We start from the raw sequence: 22,514 nt of genomic DNA on the forward strand, positions 1-22,514 counted from the left end.
TAGGCTTTGGTGTTGATGGTTGCTAATAGTGTTCTTTTGAACTCTATATTGTTTATTAGGCAGTATAGTGCTATGTACCGTGAAATAGAGTAGCGATGTCCATTATTAGGCGGGATGTATTTATGCTTAAAGTCTAATGGCTTCATAAGATTTTGTTTAGAATTGATTCATCTTTTTTAGCGCCAATAAAATCTCACTTTTTTTGTACCGAACTTTCGTGCCTATGCGGTATGCAGGAATTAGGTCATCCTTTGTATATTTCCATAAGCTTACTAAAGAAATTGACAGCATTTTTGCAGTCTCTTCCCTTGTAAGTAGAATTTCTGAATCCATTGATAACTCATTATGCTCTTTGAGTATATCTTTTAATCCGTTTAAAATCTTTGGAATAAAATCTGAAGACTGGGTATTTTCAATTTCTAAAATCTTTTTAATCATTACAGTGTTTTTTAAATTCACTGTAAAGTAAAATTGATTTAACTCAGTTTATCGTGTAGGTTTCGACTATAAGTGTGATCTGTTTGGGTAATACGCCTAATGTTTATAGGCTTTAACCAAATACTCGAAAGTGTTTTTGTTTTCTCGATATAAATTATATAGCTTATTATATTTAGATTCTGAAGTGTCAAATCTTAATTGTTTTAAATCTTTTTTAAATGATTTATTAACTAAGTCTACGTATTGATTTTGCGTAATTTTTTTTCTAAATGCTTTATCAATCTCTAGTATTTGGAATAAATAAGTCCAATCTACATCGTTATTTATAGGTAGGAATTGTGCTGTATGGAAGAACAGTTCACAACGAATGGCATCTTTAAATATGTTTGGAAACCGATTTTCTTTTTTTAGTACGTTTTCTAGATTGTAATTGGGTTGAAACTTTATAAATTCATTTTTTGATTTATGTAAAAATTGTAATATTTCTATTAATAATGGGATGAATCTATATGCTTTTTCAAAATCTATCCATTGTTGAATGTCAATTCCCAAAAAAGGATAATCGGAAAAGTGGAGAATTGGGTTTTCTACATTATGTAAGGATGGGGGTAGCGTGGGATTTATCAATTTATTTAATTTATAACGATTTCTTTCGTTGTAAAACCAAATTACTTCAAACCGATGCTCAAACCGATTAGCACCATAGCTCAAATCAAAATATTCTCTGCCGTAATCTTCTTTTTTTAAGTTATGGTAGGATATAATTTTTTGTTCTACTAGTTCAATTACTCTATCAATGTTTCCAGTATCATTTACATCTGTTATTTGTTTAAATAATTTTTTAGCATTACCTACAACTAGAGATTTGACTTTTGTATGAAATAGATAATTTGATGCTTCTTCTATATATTCGGTACTATCAATTTCTGTGTTATATTTTGATTCAAAATCATTGATTTCTTTGATGGTATAGTTGAAATTATAATCAGGGTCCAGTTTAGATATAGCCCATTTTAGATTACTCCTGGAGTATAATTCTTTACCTTCATTAATATCGATTTCTAAATTGTTTAATAATTCAGATATCTTAGAAATCAATTGTTTTTCGGCTGAAAATTTGGACATGGTTGGTATCTGATTATTTAAGATTGATGCTTTCTGTATTCCAATGATCGCTTATCATTTTGATATGCTCTTCTTGACTAGCCTTTACGTAGGCGTTGAATTGTTTTATGCTCTTATGTCCAGTAGCTTTCATAATGATTGATGAATCAAATCCTGCTAAATATAAATTAGTTGCTAGAGATCGTCTACACACATGAGATTTGATAAGTTCATGCTTAGGAAAAAGACCCTCTTCTTTTCTGTTGGCACCTTCCTTAATTTTAGAACCAAATGTGAGTTCATTAATTTCAACTTTTTTACATACCTCTTTTATATATAGATTAAATTTCTGGTCTGAGATTTTTGAAGGTAGTTCACCATTCCTTTTTTCAAGAATAGCTTCAAATTGTGGGTGTATCGGTATGGTTAGGTTTTGATTGGTTTTTATAGTAGTAATATTGATTACGTTTCCAATTATATTTTCCTTGCTAATTCGAAGGAAGTCAGAAATCCTTAATCCAGATCTCAAACCGATAATGAATAAATCACGTGCATTGTCAAGTCTAAGTGAGCTAGTAAAATCGTGATTGAAGATTCTATTGATTTCAGATTCGTTTAGATATATTTCATGTGTATCATTCTTCGGTGCGTTGAAATTAGAACTTTTATATTGGGGATTAACGGTGTAACCTTCAAATTCTATTTCTCTGCAAAATGTTTTAATACGAGAGATTAATGAGCCTATTGAATTATTATTTAGATTTTCCACATCTCTACAATAAGTGATAAACTTTTTGTGAAACTTTAAATCAATATCTTCAAAACGATATTTATAATTTTGGCTTTCCTCGAATGCTTCAAGTTTCTTTAAAGCTGATTTATAATTGGTGATAGACCGTGGTTTGATTTGTTTACCTCTGTATAGTCTAGTACCTGCATTGTCTACAAATCTTTGAGCCCATGGTACTAAATAAGCCTTATATTCCTCATTTTCATTTACTCTACCGAAATAATTGGCTACTTTTTCTTTTAACCAAGTTTTTGAAATGTGTTTCTTACCATTGTAGTCTTTATTGTAGCTATCGAAAATATGAGTTTCTAACTTTGAAAGTTCAGAGTTAATAAAATCAATATTGGTAGTTGTAGCTTTATGCTTTAATCTTTGTTTACTACTTGACCAATCTGATTTCAATGTACTGAATCCAGTTCTTGTTTTTTGGTCAACTCTATTGCTATCCCAGAACCTGACATAAACGCTTAGATATTTCTTTTTGCCCTCTACAATGAAGTATTTTAAATTCAAGTTCTATTATTTTTTGCCGATATTTTGCCGAAAAATACTTAATTATATTTAATTCAACTTAATCTACATGAAGTAAAATATAAAGGTAGATTTGCTCTAGTGCTTAATTTTAAAGGTGCTGACACGATTTTGTTATTATTAGGAGAGTGCATAGATTAATAGCGGTTATTACCGCCTCGAGTACTTCTAAGCCCTCTTAATCGTTTGATTGAGAGGGTTTTTTAATTTCTGCTATTTGCTAATTATTTGTTGTATTTTTCTTAAAATCTACACCAAAAAATATCTTTCTTCTATTTTAGTGCCTGTTATACTCGTACAAAAGTTTAAACTGGAATAATGGATAAACAGCGCTTGCTCATATTTAATAATTCATCTACGGCTACAAAAATGTTCAATTTTTTGAAGAAGTACGAGATATGGGTGTTTTTAGCGCTTGCTCCACTTCTGAATTTTGTGATAACCTACGCTAAGAGCAAAGGTGTAATAGATTTCTTTCCTTATACCAATGGTCGCTTTTATGCGCTGATGTTTTTATTGTTGTTTATAGTAAAGATTACACAGGGCAATGAGGGTATAAAGAATTTGTTTAGACCAATGCTGGTTTGGAAGGTTCATCCCAAATGGTATTTATTTAGTTTACTGTTTGCTTTTACAATTGGTTTAATAACATTATCAATTGTGGCTTTGTATAGTGGAGATATGTCTGTTCTTAATTTTGAATTGTATATACCTACTTTAAAATTTACTTTGTTTCTTTTGTCTTGGGCATTTTTAGGTGAAGTTGTCTGGATCGGTTATGCCGTTCGTAAACTGTCAAAAATAATCAACCCTTTTTATGCCACTCAGATTATTGGCTTCGTATGGTCTTTATGGTGGTTGCCTTCTGTTTATATAAATGTAGGAGTGATTGAAGATTTACCTGTTTTGCCCTTGTTTTTAAATATGATGGGTGCAGCGGGAATGTGTGCAATTGTTTATTCAAAGACTAAAAGTGGAATATGCGTATTGGTCATACAGTCAATGTTAAATATGTCTCTGGTTCTATTGCCGATTTCACCAGATGCTGGAGATCATACCTATACTATTTTTGCAGTTTTATACTTTGTGATCATGTTAGTGTTTATGTACTTTATGCCACCTAAAATACATATAGAGCGTGAGTCAAAAGTGTATGAAGTAAATTCTTAATATTATTCAACTACAGTGTAAGTATTAGCCTTCTTTGTTTTAGATATACTGGTGTCATGTGCTTTTAATTGAGCCATGATACTACTAGCCAAAAACTTTGCCAAATTTACAGGCACCGCATTACCGATCATTTTGTAACCTGCTGCTACTTTTTTGTAATGAAAAATAAAATCGTTGGGGAACGTCTGTATTCTGGCACACTCTCGTACACTAAGCCTTCTGTAAAGTTGTTCTTTGCCTGGTGCAAATACGCGAACATCTTTTTCTATTAACTTCATTTTTGGTGCTTGTGGGTGTATAGGTGCATGTCTACCACCCGCTTGTATGGTAAAAGATTGCTCGTCCCAATTGCGAACACGGTTTCTTGACATGAACATGGTAGAAAAACCACCTATCATATATTCATGATTAGGAATAGTACATTGGCTACCATTGGTATTATTAAACTCTAAAGCAGGAATTGCTTTTTTATCTAAATCACCTATAGCTGATTTCAGTGTTATTTTCGGGAAGGTTTCAGTGGGGAATTCGTATTTAAAGTCTAGATCTTTTCTGACGCCTATAAAGAAAACTCTTTTTCGATCTTGAGGAACATTATAGTCAGCTGCGTTGAGCATTTTAAATGAGAGGTCGTAACCTGTACCTGCATTTTTTAAGAGCTTTTTAATGCCGTCAAGTGCAGTACTGTGTTTGCCAATTAGCATACCGCTTACATTTTCTGCTAGAAAGAACTTGGGTTGCTTTGCTTCAAGAATTCTAATAAAATCATAGAATAGCTGCCCTCTTTTATCTTGAATACCCCTTGCTGCACCGGCAGCACTCCAACTTTGGCATGGTGGTCCACCTATGATTCCGTCACAATCAGGTACATCATCCGCAGGTATGTCAACAATACTTCTTTTGTCGAAAATGGTATCAGGATGATTTTTCTGGTAGGTTTCCCAAATATCCTTATCATACTCATTTGCCCAAATAACATTAAAGCCGGCTTGTTCAAAACCAAGGTCTAAACCGCCTGCTCCAGCAAAAAAGGATACTATATTCATTTTCTTAAGCTATTCTTTAATTCCAGGTTTTCTCAAGTAAGTATTCAGAAACTGCATCTCATCAAGACAAAAATACATTTTAGAATTTCAACTTCCTTTCAATTTAACCATCTATTTAACTTGTATGGTTTCTTTCTTGCTTATTACATTGGCCATATTGTTTTCAAAAGCCTTAATGGTATTTTGGTCGTTAATGGCTAAATATATTCCTACTTCACAATGAATTCCGTTATAACTTAAATCTGGCATGTTTTTGAAATTAGAAATATTTACATTATCCAAATAAATAAATTGTGTGGGTGTAAAATTGAAGGAGCAACATAAAAGCGTATTGTCTATAAGTATAAATTTTGAATGAATATTTTCATTGACAAAATATGCTATATTTTCAGTTTTATTGATCTGACTAAAGAACTGCTGAAAATTTTTGGTATTTACAGGTCTTCTGAATTTTGTCTCTTTAAAATTTTTCTCGTCTTCAGGTAAGGGTGCAAAGGTTTGTGATACGCAAGTAACTTTTACACCTTTGTTCGCCATAGTAATTACCTCGCCTAGTATGCCTTTACGGGTTTCATTTTTATTAATGGTAGAATGATGTTTTGCATTAAATTCATAATTGAATGCCGCTAAATGCTGTGCGCAAATAATAATTCTTTCTTTAGCTGTGCGTATATATTCTGATAAATATTTCTCCAATAGATTTGAAGAGTTGTTATAAAATGGAGCAGTAATACCTACTGAATCTGAGTATTTGAATTCTAGTTTCTTGAAGGTGTTACAAGTTGTGTTTAAAGATGTCTTATAATTTTTAATATGGATGGAATTTCTAATCAAGTCTTCATAAAAAACTTTTATATTTTCCTCATAATTTGGTTCGTCTTCCACATAGATCATTGATTCGTTTTTAACCAAATCTCTAACTGCTAAATTAGAGGAGCTTAATAGTAGTATGTACCCGGTTTTCTTTTTAATGTATGCCAATTTAATATGTAAGGAATAGGGTAGGGCACCTCTTGAGAATTTTTTTATGCGCGCACTTCTAACATATAAATGCGAAAAAATATATAGGTTGAAATTTTCGTTCGTGGTTGATCTATATATCTCTCCATAAATCTTCCTAGCCAAATTATATTTAGTTAGGCTTTTGTTTGATTTCTGGCCCGTTGTAAGGTTTTCTATAATTTTGGGGTTAGAATTATCATAGCCTTCTAATGGAATGGTAATGACATTAACTAGAATGCCATCTGCAGCTACTTCTTTAAGATAGTCATGTAAATGCTGGTTGTTGTATAAATACCATGAGATGTTGACTTCTTTGATATCATTTCTTTGCTCTTCAATAGACTCTATAAATTTTTGAAGGAGTAAGGGAGAGCCACCTTGTTCATAAAAATCGAATCGATTTTTATAGTTTTCAGGTTCATCAAAAAATGATTTAAATGGCATTTATGTTTTAACTGATTCTTAGAACGTAATAATACGGAGTTTTAATTACTTCACACTAATCAATACTGCTTCACAACTCTTTAAATCTGAGTTAAGTACAATGTTTTCAGATTTTTCGCCATCAGATATTTCAACCGAAACAGTATTTGGTGGCGAGTCTCCTAAATTATGGGCATAAAGAAATAGATCGTTAGATTTTTTTGGGTCTAGTTTAATTTTAAACTCCTTTTTCCAATAGGTTAGGTAGTACTTTTTAATTACCTGTACACCGTTCAGGTAAATAGAAACAATGTCACCATCTTGTCTGCCGTGATCCCAAATTTTTATGACCACATCTTCAGAGTTGAACTCAAACTCTTTGGTGTATGAAATTTTTCTTCCATCAAAACTATCTCTAGTTTCGGGTTTGCTTTCAGTCGTCGTGTCAGGTATGCTTTCATACGTAGTGTCAGGCTTGCTTTCAGCTTGCGCTATAGAAGTTTGCTTAGGTGCAATTTTCTCTTTTGCTTTTTTCTTTGCTCTAGACCTTTTCTTTTTTGGCGCTACGGTATTTACATTTGCCAGTTGCTGTTTTTTCTTTCTTTCGTCAGATGCTGCATTAATAATTGAGAAAAAAGGAGTCACCTTTTTTGCAATGTTGAATTTGTCATCTGGGAACAACTCTATGGCAACTACTTGATATCTGTCTCCAGAACCAATGTTTTTTGCTAATTCTATTCCGTCTTCAAAACCATCGTTCTTAAATGAACCTAACTCTTGTACTACCATTTCATTTCGCACAAGAAAAAAACGAATAGACTTGCTAGTATCAATTTTTACGGTATTCCACTGTAAAGCTATTTTGTCGGGTATGTTCCAAACGGAGCTTTCATTTGGGGAATCTATATTTATGGTAGCTATATCTTGCGCATTACTAATAGTGGATATTAGTAATAAAGCAGCTAATACTATAAAATGAATTTGGCGCATAAGTAATTTCTTATCTTAAAGATGGGCTTCAACTGTTATTAGTTTAATACCTCTATAATCTACAAGATCTATGATATTAAACGAAAATTATACACTTTTAATATAATCGATAGTGGCTTTAAATTATGTTAGGTAAAATCCAAACTCTTTTTAATTGCTGTTACCAATAATTTAGTTTTTATACTAAGCTTTTATTTTAATGTTAAAAAATGGAAATAATCCTAATAATTGGAAATAATCCATAATTTAACTGTCCCGAATTTTAAGAGAAAGAGCTATGAGCAATACTATACTTCATATAGATTTAGATACATTTTATGTTTCAGTAGAACGATTGAATAATCGTGAATTACAGTATAAGCCATTATTGGTGGGTGGTACTGGTGACCGTGGTGTGGTTGCAGCTTGTAGTTATGAAACCCGTGGCTTTGGTGTACATTCTGGGATGCCCATGAAAATGGCCCGCGAACTGTGTCCTGATGCTGTTGTAATTCGTGGTAATGCGGGTGACTACAGTAAACATTCTGATGTAGTGACCGAAATCATAAAAGAGTTTGTGCCTGTATTTGAAAAATCTAGTATAGATGAGTTCTATGCAGACCTTACCGGTATGGATCGTTTTTTTGGTTGCTACCAGTATGCTTCAGAAATGCGTAAGAAGATTATAAGAGAAACAGGACTCCCTATTTCCTTTGGACTATCGGCTAATAAAGTGGTGTCTAAAGTAGCTACTAACGAGGCGAAACCAAATAATCAATTAAAGATAGATGAGGGATTGGAAAAGCCTTTTTTGGCACCTCTGTCCATTAAGAAAATACCTATGGTGGGCGATAAAACCTATCAAACTTTACGAAACCTTGGTTTACGGCAAGTGCGTACCGTGCAAGAAATGCCCATGGAGGTTATGCAACGTGTGTTAGGTGCCAATGGCGGAGTCATTTGGAAACGAGCTAATGGCATTGATAATACACCCGTAATTCCGTTCAATGAACGAAAATCAATTTCAATGGAACGTACTTTTAACAAAGATACCATTGATGTAAATAGACTTAAAGGTATTCTTATTGCCATGACAGAAAATTTGGCTTATCAATTACGCAGAGGAGAAAAGTTGACGGCTTGTATTTCCGTGAAGATTAGATATTCAGATTTTAATACCTATTCTAAGCAAATGCGTATTCCGTATAGCAGTGCAGATCATATTTTAATTCCTAAAATATTGGATCTGTTTAAGAATTTATATAAGCGTAGGTTACTGGTACGGTTAATTGGTATACGTTTTAGTCACTTGGTTTCGGGTAATTATCAAATTAATCTTTTTGATGATACCGAAGAAATTCTAAGTCTTTACAATGCTATGGATACTATTAGAAAGCGCTACGGGGATAAAAGTGTGTTACGGGCATCGGGCATGGGAGCAAAAACAATTGGTAGAATGCATAACCCTTTTAACGGACTGCCGCCAGTGGTGTTGGCGCATCGGAAACTGTAAGCCCCCTAGCCCCCAAAGGAGGAGAAAAGTATTGGTTGTTGAGGAGAGAAAAGAAGTTAGAAAAAAGAATATAGAAAATAGAGAAGAGAAGAAACGCTGTTCGCTGGACGCTGAGCGCCTCACGTAAAGCACAAAATAGCATACTGCGCATAGCGTCTAGCGTGAAGCGCTCAGCGCAAAAAAACCAACAACCAACAACGAACAACCAACAACGGACAACTATCAACCAAAAGCGTAGTGCAAAAACCATCAACCAAAAATGTACCTGAACTGCCACACATATTACAGCCTTCGTTACGGGACTTTCTCGGAAATTGAGCTTTTACAGCTAGCAAAAAAGCATGGCATCACGCAATTGGTGTTGACCGATATTAATAACACCTCTGCCTGCTTAAATTTTGTACGTAAATCACCTGAATTTGATGTTACTCCTATTTTGGGTATCGATTTTAGAAACGGAATAGAGCCTTGTTTTGTAGGTGTTGCCAAGAATAATGAAGGATTTCTAGAGCTTAATAATTTCTTGTCGCATCATATTCATCAAGAAAAAGAAATACCAGAAATTGCTCCGCAGTTTAAAGAAGTGTTTGTTATTTATCCCTTTGAAAAAGTTCTTCAACACGAAAAAAAAACCTTTGCAGAAAACGAATTTATAGGAGTTTCTGTAAATGAGTTGAAACGGCTGAGATTTTCTAAACTATTAGAACAGCGAGATAAAATTGTATTGCTGCAACCTGTAACGTTTAGAAATAAGCGCGACTTTAATGCACACAGATTATTACGCGCTATTGATAATAATACCTTACTGAGTATGTTGCCGGTTACTGAGCAGGCAAGTGATGATGAGCATATGTATGCTATACCCAATCTGGCGGCACATTTTTCTGAACACTCTTTTATTTTAGAAAACACTCAGCAATTAATAAATAGCTGTTCCATTTATTTTGATTTCTCTGTAGGTCGAAAAACGCAGAATTTAAATACCTACTTGGGCAGTAGAGAAGAAGATGAGATTTTTTTGGAACAGCTGTGTCAAGAAGGACTGCCGTATAGGTACCCTGAGGTAAATCAAGCTGTCTTAGATAGATTAGAGAAAGAGCTATGTCTTATTAAAGAAATGAATTTTGTTTCTTACTTTCTTATCAATTGGGATATTATCTCTTATGCCCGAAAGCAAAATTTCTTTTATGTAGGTAGGGGTAGTGGTGCCAACAGTATTGTAGCGTATTTACTTTTTATTACCGATGTGGATCCTATGGAGCTCGATTTGTATTTTGAGCGATTTATTAACCTGTATCGTGTAAATCCGCCAGATTTTGATATTGATTTTTCGCATAGGGATAGACCTGTTATGACGGAATATATTTTTAATCGATTCCAAAATGTGGCACTGTTGGGTACCTATGTTACTTTTCAATCTAGAGGAGTAATACGTGAGCTGGGTAAGGTTTTTGGTCTACCAAAAGATGAAATAGATTTACTGTGCGATGGTAATATACAGGCAAGTAGGTTAGATAATATTTCAACTTTGGTTTTGAAGTATACACAACTTCTACACGGTATGCCCAATTACTTGAGTATTCATGCAGGAGGTATCCTAATAACCGAGAAACCTATTCATTGGTTTTCAGCGACGAATATGCCCCCAAAAGGATTTCCTACTACGCAGTTTGATATGGTCATTGCAGAAGATGTCGGTATTTTTAAATTTGATATTCTAGCCCAACGCGGACTCTCTAAAATAAAGGAGACTTTGGATATTCTGGAACGCGACAGGCCTGAGGAATTTGTAAAATTCGATATTCATGATATCAAGGCATTCAAGAAAGACCCTAAAATTAATAATTTAGTAAAAACAGCGCAGTGCATGGGCTGTTTTTATGTGGAATCACCTGCCATGCGTATGTTGTTGAAAAAGCTAGAAGTAGATACCTACTTAGGTCTTGTAGCGGCAAGTTCTATTATTCGTCCAGGAGTATCTAAAAGCGGAATGATGCGCGAATACATTCTTAGGCATCGTAATAAAGGTAGGGCAGAAAAGATGGCGCATCCGGTCATGTTAGAGATTATGCCAGAGACATACGGGGTTATGGTCTACCAAGAAGATGTTATAAAAGTAGCCCATCATTTTGCCGATCTGGATTTAGGTGAAGCCGATGTGTTACGCCGAGGAATGAGCGGTAAGTTCCGTTCTCGTGAGGAATTCCAAAAAGTGCAGGATACCTTTATGGATAACTGCCGCAAAAAAGGATATGCCGAGAAGCTCATTCAGGAAGTGTGGGATCAAGTAGCAAGTTTTGCCGGCTACGCTTTTGCAAAAGGGCATTCTGCATCCTATGCTGTAGAAAGTTACCAGAGTTTGTTTTTACGGGCGTATTATCCGTTAGAATATATGGTAGCCGTACTCAATAATGGTGGCGGATTTTATAAACCCGAATTCTATGTGCACGAAGCACGTATGTTAGGTGCAACAGTACATTCGCCATGCGTAAATAAAAGTAATGCGGATAATCGTATTTATGGTAAGGATCTGTATTTAGGTTTAGGATATTTGCGGGAGTTGGAACAACGGGTAATGGAGCGTATTTTAAAAGAACGCTTTGTAAAAGGATTGTTTGCATCCTTGGAAGATTTTCTGGATAGATTGATTATCTCTATAGAACAGGTAAGCATTTTAATACGGATCGATGCATTCAGGTTTACCGATACCAACAAACACGAACTCCTCTGGAAAGCACATTTGCTGTTGAACAAGACCAAGAAAATAGACCACCCTAAACTATTTGCGCCAAGGCACCAGCATTTTGAGATTCCGTCATTGTATAGTACAAATTTAGAAGTCGCCTTTACACAGTTAGAATTGTTAGGCTTTAGTTTATGTAGTCCGTTTGATTTATTGGAAAAATTACCTTTTAATAGTTCGGGTAGTAAAGATTTAGAACGTTATCTGAACAAGAATATAGATGTCTACGGGTATTTAATCACTGTAAAAAGGACGAGGACACATAAAGGCAAAGCAATGTTCTTTGCAACTTTATTAGATCAATATGGGCAAGTTTTTGATGCCGTATTGTTTCCTCCAGTAGCAGAAAAGTATAAATTTAGAGGAAGGGGGATATATAGGTTCTACGGTAAAGTAGTCAGTGAGTTTGGGTTCTTGAGCATTGAGGTCATTAAGCTTCAAAAACAAGATTTTATACAAGACCCTAGATATGCTGACATGAAAACCAGTGTTAAGGTTTTTGGTCAAAAGAAAGCGGGTGAGAAAGCAGGAGAGAGAGAAGAGAATATAGAAGTTAGAGAATAGAGGAAACGCTATTCGCAGTACGTCACATGCTCAGCGCAGATAAACCGTCTTATAATGTCAAGAGCGAGGCGACCGGCGTATAGCGTCAAGCGAAAGGTGCCCAGCGTAAACCTTCAACGGACAACGAATTTAAAAAGCCTCTAAAACATACCCTAATATCCAGAATAGAATTAAGAACACAAAAAAGGTTCCTATACATCCACATTTTCCTCCGCCTATTTTTTTAGCTCCATACCAAGCACCAAAGAATTGAATTAATTTTTTCATAAGGGCAATTTACGAGTTTGTTTGGTTGGTATTGAGGTGAAAGTTAGCTTGATAGGCAGTATAAATAAGTAGAGGATCTCTTGCGCGGAGTTAAAGTTGTTCGCTACTCTGATTTTATAGTTTATTATAATTTTTAAACCACTCAATAAAAATCGCAACCCCAGTTTTAATATCTATAGCACTTTTGTACCCCAACTCCTGTAAATGTTTGGTATCTGCCCAAGTTCTTGGTACATCGCCTGGTTGCATTGGTAAAAAATCTTTTTTGGCGGTTACTTCTAAGCTAGTTTCAATGGCTTTAATAAAGTCTAATAAATTTTGGGGTTGTCCATTGCCAATATTTAAAATATGGTAAAACAAATTATCTTCATTCACCTCTGGTTTATGATTGATCAAAATTTCAATACCATCAATAATATCATCAATGTAGGTGAAATCGCGACTCATATCTCCATTGTTAAAAACTTTAATTGCTTTCCCTTTTGTAATTGCGTCAGCAAAAAGCATAGGTGCCATATCTGGTCGACCCCATGGTCCATAAACAGTAAAAAAACGTAAGCCTGTTGTGGGTAAATTATATAGATGGCTGTAGGTGTGGGCCATTAATTCATTACTTTTTTTGGTGGCGGCATATAAAGAAACTGGCTTGTCAACATTATCATCTTCTGAAAAAGGAACTTTTGAATTAGTTCCATAAACAGAAGAGCTCGAAGCATACAAAAAGTGCTTAATTTTATAATTTCGGCAACATTCCAACAGATTAACAAAGCCGACTAAATTAGATTGTACATATGCGTGTGGATTTTCTAATGAATATCGAACACCTGCCTGAGCTGCTAAATGAACTACTTGATTAAATTTTTCTTCTTCAAAAAGACGCTGTAATTTAATTAGGTCTGTAATATCCATTTTAGTAAATCGATAATTAGAGTATTTTAGACTTTTTGATAATTGTCCATTTTCAGGAATTAAATCACGCTTAATTCCTGAATCTTCTAATCTGTCATATTTTAAATTTATATCGTAGTAATCATTTATATTATCAAGACCAACTATCTCATGTCCAGATTTAATAAGTCTTTCAACTAAATGGTAACCAATAAATCCTGCAGCTCCGGTCACTAAAATTTTCATATAAACTCTACTTTATAATGTTAAATTTGAATAAATAAAAGTTTTTAAAGATACTATATTCAATAAAGAAAGACTTTTTAGCTATATGGAAATAGATAATCTGCAATTAAATAAAGTTTAAAGGTTAAATAAAATCTACTGAATTAAGTATTATGTCTTAAAGTATAATTTTGTGACTTTGGCATACTTTTAGCAAATACAGGATTAGCAATATTTAACGATGAACTTCGTTATGTTTTTACATTACATGCTTGGTTGATTATATGTGATCAACGGTAAAATATTTATTGTTACTAACCAAACTCCATTTAATGCATCAAAGTAATGCAACTCATATTAATTCCTTGAAGTGGTTTGTTTTAGTCGTTAAGGCTAAACGAGAAAAGCAAGTCGCTGAGATTTTAGAGCACCATAAATTTGAAATTTATTGTCCTGTAAAAAAGGAAATCAGGCAATGGAGCGATCGAAAAAAAATTATTGAAGTTCCAGTTTTTGATAATTATGTATTTGTAAGGTTAAAAGAATCTGAAAGAGATACGGTCTTTGTAACATCACATATTAAAAAATATATGTATTGGTTGGGTAAGCCGGCGGTAGTACGTGATGTAGAAATAGATGTTATAAAAGAATGGTTGGCTAATGATTCTATTTGTACGGTAAAATCTTCACAATTACAAAAAGGTAAGTTAATTACAATTGAAAAAGGTGCCTTTAAAAATAAAGAAGCTATAATACAGCAAGTTCGCAGAAATGAACTTAAACTTGTTTTAAACGGTTTGGGTATTGTCTTATCGGCTAAAATTAGGGATGTGGCTTAATTTTTATCGTGCTACTTACTCTGGTCATCTTTCTAAAAATTATTGCTAGCCTAGAATTTTGTTATAAAATTTAGACACTAAGCTAAGGTGTCTAATTAATACGTAACGGTCATCCCTTTTTTGTGTAATTTGACTTAATTACAATTCATATCTTTTTTATTACTTCCAAATTACTTTTATTTGCTCTACCATAACTATAAATTTACCGTAACTGTAGTATTTGTAAGGTTTTTCTCCTGTATGTTTACTAAAGTTATTGTAAATAGACTGAACACTAATCTAAATGAATTATCGCATTATTTCAAAATTGCGAAATGTTTTATGTGGATTTAACGGCGGAGCCGTTGAATAAACTCTAGAATCGACAAGAAGAATTCCGTTTTTTTATATTTAGATTATCTTTTCTAATTGTTAAGTGCTTCATTTTATTAGTAGTGGGTTAAAAGTTTAAATTTAAGGTTGTGCCACATAATTAATCCATAAGGTTTATGCTATTATCAAGTAAATTAATTCATTCGTCGATAGTAGTTGTACCAACAAGTTTTTTCATCCAATTTTGTCATCTTAACTTATTAAATTTTATAATAATCATTTTTTTTGTTGTCCATTTAAATAGATGAAATACAGTAATTCAGATTTTATAATTCCTATTTCCATATTCTTACATTTATGTATTATAAATGGCGTGTTGTATATTCTAACGCCTGAGACGTATTTAAATGTATTTAATATTGCGTATTATAATATTAGTTGGTTGTTTATTGCATTTATTTTAAACTATTACACTACTGAAAGAAAAGAATTATTTTTCACTAGGTTTCATAAAATCATACAAATTCTCTTTGTTTACTTCCTTTCTTATTTTGCCTTGTTTGCCATAAAGGATGAGAGTGTGCCATCTGTGCAGTATCAATATTTGGTTTATGCAATTTTATCTATTTGTCTAATATGGTATAGAGTATTGTTCTTTTGGATAAGGGGTAAATTTAGGGTTATAGGTCGTAATAGTGTTAAAGTAGTTGTACTTGGTAGGGATAGAAATTTAAAGAAAATCAGAAAAGTATTTGATAACCCTACGTTTGGATATCATTATATGGGATATTTTTCTGATAAAAAATCAAAAAGTCCTACATATCTAGGCCAAATAGAGGAGTCGTTTGGTTATATTTTAAATTATGATGTTGACATCATTTATTGTGTGGCTTCTAATTTCAGCGAAGAAGAACTTAAGAATTTTGTGAGTTTTGCCGATAATAACTTAATTCGATTTAAGGTTATCTTAAATGATATGGATGTTTTTAACAGGGCAATGTCTGTTGAAACTTACAATACTACTCCCGTACTTAATTTACGTAATGTACCTTTAGATACAGAGTATGCTCGTATCATTAAACGTGCTTTTGATATTGTTTTTTCAGGATTGGTTATTTTACTGTTATTGTCTTGGTTAACACCTATTTTGTATATATTGATTAAACTAGATTCTCCTGGGGATTTCTATTTTAAACAAAAAAGACATGGTTATAAAAGACAAACTTTTTGGTGCTACAAATACCGTTCTATGACTGTAAACAAAGAGTCAGATTCGCAAATGGCAAAAAAAGGCGATATGAGGGTAACTCGTATTGGTAAATTTATACGTAAAACAAGCATAGATGAATTACCGCAATTCATAAATGTGTTTAAAGGAGATATGAGTATCGTTGGTCCAAGACCTCACATGGTGGTACATACTACAGATTATGAAAAATCGGTAGATAAATACTTAGTACGCCATTTTGTAAAACCAGGTATTACAGGTCTAGCTCAAATAATGGGTTATAGAGGTGAGATTATCAAACCATCGGATATTAAGAATCGTACGCGTTTAGATATTTTTTATGTAGAAAGATGGTCAATGGGCTTAGATTTACGCATATTGTTTTACACGGTGTATAATATTATTAAAGGAGAAGAAAAGGCTTATTAGTACCTTTGCGATGCTTAAGTAACAAACAATTTACAGAAAAAAGATGAAAAATAAATTTTTAAAAACTAAAGGTATAATGGTGCGTAATGCCGGGATTATACTATTTTTAGCTTTACTAGTTTCATGTGGTAACATGAAAAAGTCTACATATTTTTATGAGGCTCCAGATTCAATTTATAATTCTTCTAAATTTGAGAATTTAGAAGATACGCTTCATGAGAATGATCTTTTAAGTATATCTGTAAGTAGTGTAAACAGAGAAGCGGCTGCTATGTTCAATACATCGAATCAAGTTGGGGCAAGTACTACAATGGTTAGCGGTGTTTTAGGGCAGGCTTCTGGCTATTTAGTAGATAAAACGGGTAATATTCGTTTTCCTATATTAGGTGAAATTGAAGTTGCAGGTAAAACTAAACAAGAAGTACGTGATTATATTACTGCAGCCCTAACAAATCAAAAATTGTTGTTGGAACCTATAGTTGATGTACGTTTGTTAAATTTTAGAGTATCTGTTTTAGGTGAAGTGTTACGACCTAATGTGTTTACGGTTCCGAGCGAGAAAATTTCTGTATTAGAGGCGCTAAGTTTGGCCGGTGATATAACAATTTACGGCAATAAAGAAAATGTATCGTTAATTCGTGAAGTAGGTGGTAATAAAGTTTTACAACATTTAGATTTGACCTCTAGCGATATTTTGAGTTCACAGTATTTCTATTTAAAGTCTAATGATATTATTTATGTAGAGCCACGGCCATCTAAAGTAGCAGAGTCTAGCGTTGTTAGGCCATGGATTCCGGTGGCTTTAAGCGCAATTTCTTTGGCTATAATTGCTATAGTAAATTTCAAATAGTTGTCGATATCTCCTAACATAAAAATGGATAGTATATCAAACATTAATTTTTTAGGTTATAATGTCTTCAGTGGTCAAGTTAAATATATTGAATTTGGTAATAATGTTTTGGTTAATACCATTAATCAATATTAGTATTGTATAGCAGAAAAAGTTGGTTTTTTTGAAGAAGCATTGCAGAATAGTAATGTGTTAGTTCCAGATGGTATCGCAATTGTGCATGCAAGTAGGTTCTTAAATGATCATAAGATAAAAAAAATGCAGGTACCGATATTCATGAATTTTTATTACGGAGCAATTTTTGTTGTTAAGGTGTTTAAAAAAAAATAGTTTAAAAAATATCAAAATGTCTGAGTTTCAAACGACAAATAATAGGCAGCAAAACCTATTTCATATTATTCTTCAAAAATTTTTGCCTTTCTGGCCTTTATTTTTGGCTTTGAGTGTCATGGGGCTAATTGTAGCCCAATTTTATATATGGAATACTGTGCCAAAATTTGAAAGCACTGGCGCTTTAATTGTGAATGATGAAAAGAAAGGTGTTGATCAATCACAATTAATTGAAAGCTTTAATGTATTTGAATCTAAGAAGATAGTAGAGAATGAAATTGAGGTCATTAAATCAAAAGATGTAGTTGAAGATGTAGTTAATACACTTGGTCTATATTCAAAAATATATACATCTGGTTTTTTTAGAGACAAAGTTTATTTTGAAGATGCTCCTATAAAAATAATTTTAATGGATCCATCGGATGTTAAGTTAAACGTCGATATTGATGAAGTTGAGTTTTCAGTAGATTACGAGCAAGGATTAGTTTTTATTGATGGAGGAGGTGTTCCTTTCGATACTTGGGTAAGTAACCCATTTGGAGGAAGTGTTTTAAAATTTTTGCCTAATGGATATCAAAAATATCACATCGACAAGGTTTTTAAATTTCAGATTAGTCCACCAAGGGTTATTGTAAATCAAATGGTAGCTAATCTTTATGTTGGTGCAGCAAGTAAATCAGCAACTGTTGTTAGAATAGAATATTCCGATCCTATACCTGAGAGAGGTAATGCTATTGTGAATCAACTTATTGAATCGTATAAAAAAGCTACCGTCACTTCTCAGAATTCTTTGGCTTCTAATACCTTAAGTTTTATAGATGAACGAATGGAAGTTGTCGGTAAAGATTTACAAGAAGTAGAAAAAGATTTGGAAAAATATCGTTCTAAAGAAGGTGTTATTAACTTAGGAGAGCAAGGTAATTTATATCTACAAAATGTTGGTGATTATGATCGTCAAATAGGTGAAATAGACCTTCAGCTTTCTGTCTTGAATAAGATTGAGCGGTATGTTATCTCTAAAAATAATAATGCAGGGATAGTTCCTTCAACTTTAGGGGTTAATGATCCTATTTTGGGTCAATTGTTGCAAAAGTTATATGACGCAGAAATAGAATATGGTGAATTAAGCAAGACTACCGCAGAAAACAATCCTTTACTGACCGTTGTAAAAAATAGAATTGAAAATATACGTCCAAGCATTCTAGAAAATGTTCGCAGTCAAAAATCTAATTTATTGGCGAGTAAAAGTAGCTTATCTACTAATAGTGGTAAGTATAATGAGGCATTAAATATTTTACCTGAACAAGAACGAATATTTTTAGAAATTAACAGGCGAAAGAAAAGTATTGAAGATTTATATGATTTTCTGGTTCAAAAAAGGGAGGAAACAGCATTGTCTTACGCCCCTACTTTAGGAAATGTTCGTGTTATCGAAAAAGCAGAAGCTTCTTTAAGACCTGTATCTCCTAAAAAAGCCGTTATATATTTAATTGGTTTATTAATGCCTTTAGGTTTAGGTCTCGTTATTATTGCTAGTCGCGAATTATTGAATACAAAAGTACTTTTTCGAACAGATTTGGAAATTAATCCTGCAGTTCCTGTTTTGGGAGAATTGGCCTATGTTGACAAATCTAATGAAGAATTGCTTGTTTCGCAGCATAAAGATTTATTTATAGTAGATCAATTCAGGCGTGTTTTGACCGATATGCAATTGTATGATGAAGGAGAAACTTTACGGGCTGTTATGATAACTTCTAGTATTGCAGGAGAAGGTAAGAGTTACGTTAGTTCTAATTTGGCTATTACTTTGGCATTATCGGGGAAAAAAACAGCTTTGGTTGATTTAGACTTAAGAAAGGCTGGTGTCTCACATTTATTCGGTTTGGAAAATGAAATTGGTATGAGTCAAGTATTAAAAGGTGATTTACCGTTAAAGGTAGGGATAGCCAATGTAGAGAATTTAACGATTTTCCCTGCTGGTGAAAAAACATTGAATTCATCAAATCTTTTAACTGGGGAAAAGCTAAAAGTTTTTGTGCAAGACTTAAAAAAAGAGTATGAAGCTATTATTTTTGATACTCCGCCAACAACTTTAGTTTCGGATGCAGCTATTTTATCAAAGTTGGTGGACAAGACTATTATTGTAATACGACATAATCATACACCCAAGTTTGTGTTGCAACACATAGATGAAAATGTGTTGCGAAAAGGTTTTGAAAATAGCGAATTAATTTTTAATGGTGTTAAAATGAGGGGTTTAGTAAATAATGGATATGGATATGGATATGGTTATGAGGTTCCTGTCGAGAATAATAAAAATCATTTTATAGAATTATTAATTGAAAATTTTAAGACTATAAAGCGAATATTATCTAAGTGGGTTAAATAATATGTTTCAATATGTAATAGCACTTATTGTAATTATTGTTTTTATTTTACTGATAATCAAAAAACCAACAATAGAAACCTATGTTCTATTCGTCTGTTATAGTTTGCCATTTATTAATACTAAGATTCTGCCATTAGATTTTGGTTTCGTTAAGGCTTTTGATGTTGTTACTGTAATGTCTTTTTTTATTTTCATGAAGAAATTTTTGACATTCGACAAAAAAATAAATACGTGGATTTATCTAACTCTTGTAATTCTTTTTTGGGTCATAACTTTGATTAGTAAAATTAATTCTGAATTCCCGACAAGTAATCTTTATCTTCTTTATCCTGTATTTAACATATTTATTTTTGCTCGTTTCTTGTATATATATTTATGGGGTAATAATAATCTATTTTTGAACTTACTACCTGCAATTAGAAAAGCTCTTGTTTTCGTATTGATTTTTATGCTTTTTCAAATAATTTTTGGTTTGAACTTTACTTTTTATACAGCGCTAGGTCAAAATACGTTTGATGAAGCCACAGGGCTAATTCGATACCCTGGTATGTTTAGTGAGTCTCAATATAACGGTCAATTTCTCGCGTTAAGTAGTTTCTTATTTATGATTATGGATAAATCAAAAAATAAGAATCAAAATTATTTAATTTATTTTGGTTTTGTTCTATTTTTAATAGCTATAGTACTCGCAGGTAGTAGGTCAGCACTTGGTGGGTTTGTCTTAGGCTGTATATTTTTAGTTTCTATTTCAAGTATAAGGATTAAATTGTACACCATTTTATCTTTTGTTTTTGGGACTTTTGCTTTTTATTTATATAAACCGGATTCAGGCATATTTGGTAGAGCTGAAAATTTAGGGGATGATCTTTCGTTTAGACAATCAATTTGGACAGAAACTTCCTTTATTATTGATAAATATCCTATGCTAGGAATTGGTTTTGGCAATTTTGAAAGTTATCTAATGAAATATCACCAGGACATGTATTTACAAATTGAATCTGATGGTGAATTAATTTATTTTACCCAGCCAGAAAATGGATATTTAAAAATATTGGTTGAACAGGGTTATTTGGCTTTTATAATTTTTATTCTATTATTAGCTATACCTTTTTTTCAAAATATATACTTGGCGGTATTAGGCAAGCTTCCTAGATATAAAGGTTTCGTAATGGCCGGTCTTATTTCATGGATTGTAGCTTTTAATACGGTCTATTCTTTCTTGGATTATAGATTATTGGTTATGGTAGCATCGTTCACAGTTATTTTAATTATACCTCCGCATAAAAGTTCAGGAGTAAAATCAAAATAGAAATTAGAATTAATATGAAAAAAGTGATTTTAATTGGGATTCCACCAAAAGAACATGTTATTCTTGCGATGGATGAATTTAAGGGATTGAAAGAATTGGGCAATGAATGCCATACAGTAGTTTATACAAGAAACAAGTGGAATGCAACTACCTTAGATCGTATATATGGCGTTTTAATTAATGCTATAAATGTTTTAAAGATGCTTTATAGAGTTAAGCCTGATATACTTTATCTTAATTCTAGGGTTAATTCTTTAGGTATCGTTAGGGACTTTATTTCATTATTACTATTTCGTTTTTTATACTGGGGTAAATTGAAAATAATAATTAAATCTCATGGTTCAGATACTTCTTTTATGGAAGGTAATAGTTTCTATTATAAGTGTATTATAGCTCCGTTTGTTTCCTCTCAAGTTGATGCTTATCTAATGTTATCTCAAGAAGAGAAAAAAAATTTACTGTACTACTTTCCAGGTCTGAAAGGGAAAGTTTATGTAACATATAATATTATTGACCCCAGTCGTTCAACTAAATCAGATAATTTTAAAAAATCAAATGGTTTGGATGAAAATAAATTCAATTTTCTTTTCATTGGTAGAATGGTAAGAGATAAAGGTGTTTATAGTATTTTAAAGGCAATACCCTATTTTGATGGTAGAGATGATGCAATGTTTACAATGGTCGGTAGTGGTGAAGAGCTCGAAAACTTAAAAATTTTAGCTACAGAACTAAATATTGAAAAATATGTTAAATTCACAGGTTACATTGACGAAATTGAATGTGATCATTTCTTTGCAAATTGTGATGCCTTAGTTTTTCCTTCTCTTGATGAAGGCTTCTCTATGGTTTTGTTTAAATCAATTTCCAGTGGTTTACCAGTTATAACTACCCGAATTCGAGCTGCTAAAGATCAATTGAACGAACCTGAAAATTGCCTATGGGTTGATGGTAATTCTGAATTATCAGTAGCAAAGGCTCTTAATGCAATTTATGACAACCATGAGCTTAGAAATAGAATGGAAGTAAATAACAAACATCTTGGTAAAAAATACTCAAAAGAATCCGTATGTAAGAATATGGACCAAGTATTTGGTAAAATACTTGATTAAAACAAAAAAGTGCAGAACTAAATCAATTTGATTTATTCTTATCAGA

At 32.7% G+C, this 22,514-nt stretch carries 17 protein-coding genes; 9 read left to right on the forward strand and 8 right to left on the reverse strand.

The genetic code is table 11. The annotated features are described in order from the left end of the window. Nucleotides 1–156: 156 nt before the first annotated feature. From PXD56_RS02560 to PXD56_RS02570, 3 genes are all read right to left on the reverse strand, one after another. On the reverse strand, nucleotides 157–438 hold the full coding sequence (locus PXD56_RS02560; RefSeq protein ID WP_276491793.1) for a helix-turn-helix domain-containing protein: 282 nt from the start codon (nucleotides 436–438) through the stop codon (nucleotides 157–159). 96 nt (nucleotides 439–534) lie between these two features. Next, nucleotides 535–1,563, reverse strand: a complete 1,029-nt coding sequence (locus PXD56_RS02565; RefSeq protein WP_276491794.1) for a hypothetical protein — start codon at nucleotides 1,561–1,563, stop codon at nucleotides 535–537. 13 nt (nucleotides 1,564–1,576) lie between these two features. Continuing rightward, complete coding sequence (locus tag PXD56_RS02570) at nucleotides 1,577–2,845, reverse strand: tyrosine-type recombinase/integrase (protein WP_276491795.1); 1,269 nt, start codon at nucleotides 2,843–2,845, stop codon at nucleotides 1,577–1,579. Nucleotides 2,846–3,181: 336 nt separating this feature from the next. Here PXD56_RS02570 and PXD56_RS02575 point away from each other — a divergent pair, with 336 nt between their 5' ends. Further along, a complete protein-coding gene (locus PXD56_RS02575) occupies nucleotides 3,182–4,033 on the forward strand; it encodes a type II CAAX prenyl endopeptidase Rce1 family protein (protein ID WP_276491796.1) in 852 nt (283 codons plus the stop codon). Between the two features lie 2 nt (nucleotides 4,034–4,035). On the opposite strand, the gene PXD56_RS02580 is transcribed toward PXD56_RS02575, so the two are convergent. The 3 genes from PXD56_RS02580 to PXD56_RS02590 all read right to left on the reverse strand — a co-directional run bounded on the left by PXD56_RS02580 (nucleotide 4,036) and on the right by PXD56_RS02590 (nucleotide 7,494). Further along, nucleotides 4,036–5,079 (reverse strand): DNA cytosine methyltransferase, encoded by a 1,044-nt coding sequence (locus PXD56_RS02580; RefSeq protein ID WP_276491797.1) that lies wholly within the window; start codon nucleotides 5,077–5,079, stop codon nucleotides 4,036–4,038. 111 nt (nucleotides 5,080–5,190) lie between these two features. After that, a complete protein-coding gene (locus PXD56_RS02585; RefSeq protein WP_276491798.1) occupies nucleotides 5,191–6,525 on the reverse strand; it encodes a phospholipase D-like domain-containing protein in 1,335 nt (444 codons plus the stop codon). Nucleotides 6,526–6,570: 45 nt separating this feature from the next. Continuing rightward, complete coding sequence (locus PXD56_RS02590) at nucleotides 6,571–7,494, reverse strand: hypothetical protein (protein WP_276491799.1); 924 nt, start codon at nucleotides 7,492–7,494, stop codon at nucleotides 6,571–6,573. Between the two features lie 277 nt (nucleotides 7,495–7,771). Here PXD56_RS02590 and dinB point away from each other — a divergent pair, with 277 nt between their 5' ends. Together dinB and PXD56_RS02600 are read left to right on the forward strand one after the other, a co-directional pair. Then, nucleotides 7,772–8,986: a DNA polymerase IV gene (dinB, locus tag PXD56_RS02595; RefSeq protein ID WP_276491800.1), complete on the forward strand. Its 1,215-nt coding sequence runs from the start codon at nucleotides 7,772–7,774 to the stop codon at nucleotides 8,984–8,986. Between the two features lie 259 nt (nucleotides 8,987–9,245). Then, nucleotides 9,246–12,293: a DNA polymerase III subunit alpha gene (locus tag PXD56_RS02600; RefSeq protein WP_276491801.1), complete on the forward strand. Its 3,048-nt coding sequence runs from the start codon at nucleotides 9,246–9,248 to the stop codon at nucleotides 12,291–12,293. A 129-nt stretch (nucleotides 12,294–12,422) separates the two neighbouring features. Here the strand turns inward: PXD56_RS02600 and PXD56_RS02605 are convergent, their stop codons facing one another. Together PXD56_RS02605 and PXD56_RS02610 are read right to left on the reverse strand one after the other, a co-directional pair. Beyond that, nucleotides 12,423–12,560: a hypothetical protein gene (locus PXD56_RS02605; protein WP_276471390.1), complete on the reverse strand. Its 138-nt coding sequence runs from the start codon at nucleotides 12,558–12,560 to the stop codon at nucleotides 12,423–12,425. Between the two features lie 114 nt (nucleotides 12,561–12,674). Then, nucleotides 12,675–13,694 carry an NAD-dependent epimerase/dehydratase family protein gene (locus PXD56_RS02610; protein WP_276491802.1) on the reverse strand — a complete coding sequence of 340 codons (1,020 nt, stop codon included), beginning with the start codon at nucleotides 13,692–13,694 and terminating at the stop codon, nucleotides 12,675–12,677. 287 nt (nucleotides 13,695–13,981) lie between these two features. Here PXD56_RS02610 and PXD56_RS02615 point away from each other — a divergent pair, with 287 nt between their 5' ends. From PXD56_RS02615 to PXD56_RS02640, 6 genes are all read left to right on the forward strand, one after another. After that, a complete protein-coding gene (locus PXD56_RS02615; protein ID WP_276491803.1) occupies nucleotides 13,982–14,512 on the forward strand; it encodes a UpxY family transcription antiterminator in 531 nt (176 codons plus the stop codon). Between the two features lie 616 nt (nucleotides 14,513–15,128). Continuing rightward, complete coding sequence (locus PXD56_RS02620; protein ID WP_276491804.1) at nucleotides 15,129–16,481, forward strand: exopolysaccharide biosynthesis polyprenyl glycosylphosphotransferase; 1,353 nt, start codon at nucleotides 15,129–15,131, stop codon at nucleotides 16,479–16,481. Between the two features lie 43 nt (nucleotides 16,482–16,524). Next, on the forward strand, nucleotides 16,525–17,331 hold the full coding sequence (locus tag PXD56_RS02625; RefSeq protein ID WP_276491805.1) for a polysaccharide biosynthesis/export family protein: 807 nt from the start codon (nucleotides 16,525–16,527) through the stop codon (nucleotides 17,329–17,331). A gap of 346 nt (nucleotides 17,332–17,677) precedes the next feature. Continuing rightward, entirely contained in the window at nucleotides 17,678–20,050 is a 2,373-nt protein-coding gene (locus PXD56_RS02630; RefSeq protein ID WP_276491806.1) for a GumC family protein, read from the forward strand. A 472-nt stretch (nucleotides 20,051–20,522) separates the two neighbouring features. After that, nucleotides 20,523–21,359: an O-antigen ligase family protein gene (locus PXD56_RS02635; RefSeq protein WP_276491807.1), complete on the forward strand. Its 837-nt coding sequence runs from the start codon at nucleotides 20,523–20,525 to the stop codon at nucleotides 21,357–21,359. A gap of 14 nt (nucleotides 21,360–21,373) precedes the next feature. After that, nucleotides 21,374–22,468, forward strand: coding sequence for a glycosyltransferase family 4 protein (locus tag PXD56_RS02640; protein ID WP_276491808.1), 1,095 nt, complete (start codon nucleotides 21,374–21,376; stop codon nucleotides 22,466–22,468). The last annotated feature ends 46 nt before the right edge of the window (nucleotides 22,469–22,514 follow it).

Origin of the sequence: Maribacter zhoushanensis (assembly GCF_029350975.1) — a bacterium.
In the GTDB taxonomy this organism is placed as follows: domain Bacteria; phylum Bacteroidota; class Bacteroidia; order Flavobacteriales; family Flavobacteriaceae; genus Maribacter; species Maribacter zhoushanensis.

What these genes read in the sequence shown, in the direction of transcription:
- PXD56_RS02560 (WP_276491793.1), bottom strand. Translation starts at nt 438, where the DNA reads ATGATTAAAAAGATTTTAGAAATTGAAAATACCCAGTCTTCAGATTTT.
- PXD56_RS02600 (WP_276491801.1), top strand. Translation starts at nt 9,246, where the DNA reads ATGTACCTGAACTGCCACACATATTACAGCCTTCGTTACGGGACTTTC.
- PXD56_RS02620 (WP_276491804.1), top strand. Translation starts at nt 15,129, where the DNA reads ATGAAATACAGTAATTCAGATTTTATAATTCCTATTTCCATATTCTTA.
- PXD56_RS02580 (WP_276491797.1), bottom strand. Translation starts at nt 5,079, where the DNA reads ATGAATATAGTATCCTTTTTTGCTGGAGCAGGCGGTTTAGACCTTGGT.
- PXD56_RS02585 (WP_276491798.1), bottom strand. Translation starts at nt 6,525, where the DNA reads ATGCCATTTAAATCATTTTTTGATGAACCTGAAAACTATAAAAATCGA.
- dinB (WP_276491800.1), top strand. Translation starts at nt 7,772, where the DNA reads ATGAGCAATACTATACTTCATATAGATTTAGATACATTTTATGTTTCA.
- PXD56_RS02605 (WP_276471390.1), bottom strand. Translation starts at nt 12,560, where the DNA reads ATGAAAAAATTAATTCAATTCTTTGGTGCTTGGTATGGAGCTAAAAAA.
- PXD56_RS02590 (WP_276491799.1), bottom strand. Translation starts at nt 7,494, where the DNA reads ATGCGCCAAATTCATTTTATAGTATTAGCTGCTTTATTACTAATATCC.
- PXD56_RS02630 (WP_276491806.1), top strand. Translation starts at nt 17,678, where the DNA reads ATGTCTGAGTTTCAAACGACAAATAATAGGCAGCAAAACCTATTTCAT.
- PXD56_RS02625 (WP_276491805.1), top strand. Translation starts at nt 16,525, where the DNA reads ATGAAAAATAAATTTTTAAAAACTAAAGGTATAATGGTGCGTAATGCC.
- PXD56_RS02610 (WP_276491802.1), bottom strand. Translation starts at nt 13,694, where the DNA reads ATGAAAATTTTAGTGACCGGAGCTGCAGGATTTATTGGTTACCATTTA.
- PXD56_RS02565 (WP_276491794.1), bottom strand. Translation starts at nt 1,563, where the DNA reads ATGTCCAAATTTTCAGCCGAAAAACAATTGATTTCTAAGATATCTGAA.
- PXD56_RS02575 (WP_276491796.1), top strand. Translation starts at nt 3,182, where the DNA reads ATGGATAAACAGCGCTTGCTCATATTTAATAATTCATCTACGGCTACA.
- PXD56_RS02640 (WP_276491808.1), top strand. Translation starts at nt 21,374, where the DNA reads ATGAAAAAAGTGATTTTAATTGGGATTCCACCAAAAGAACATGTTATT.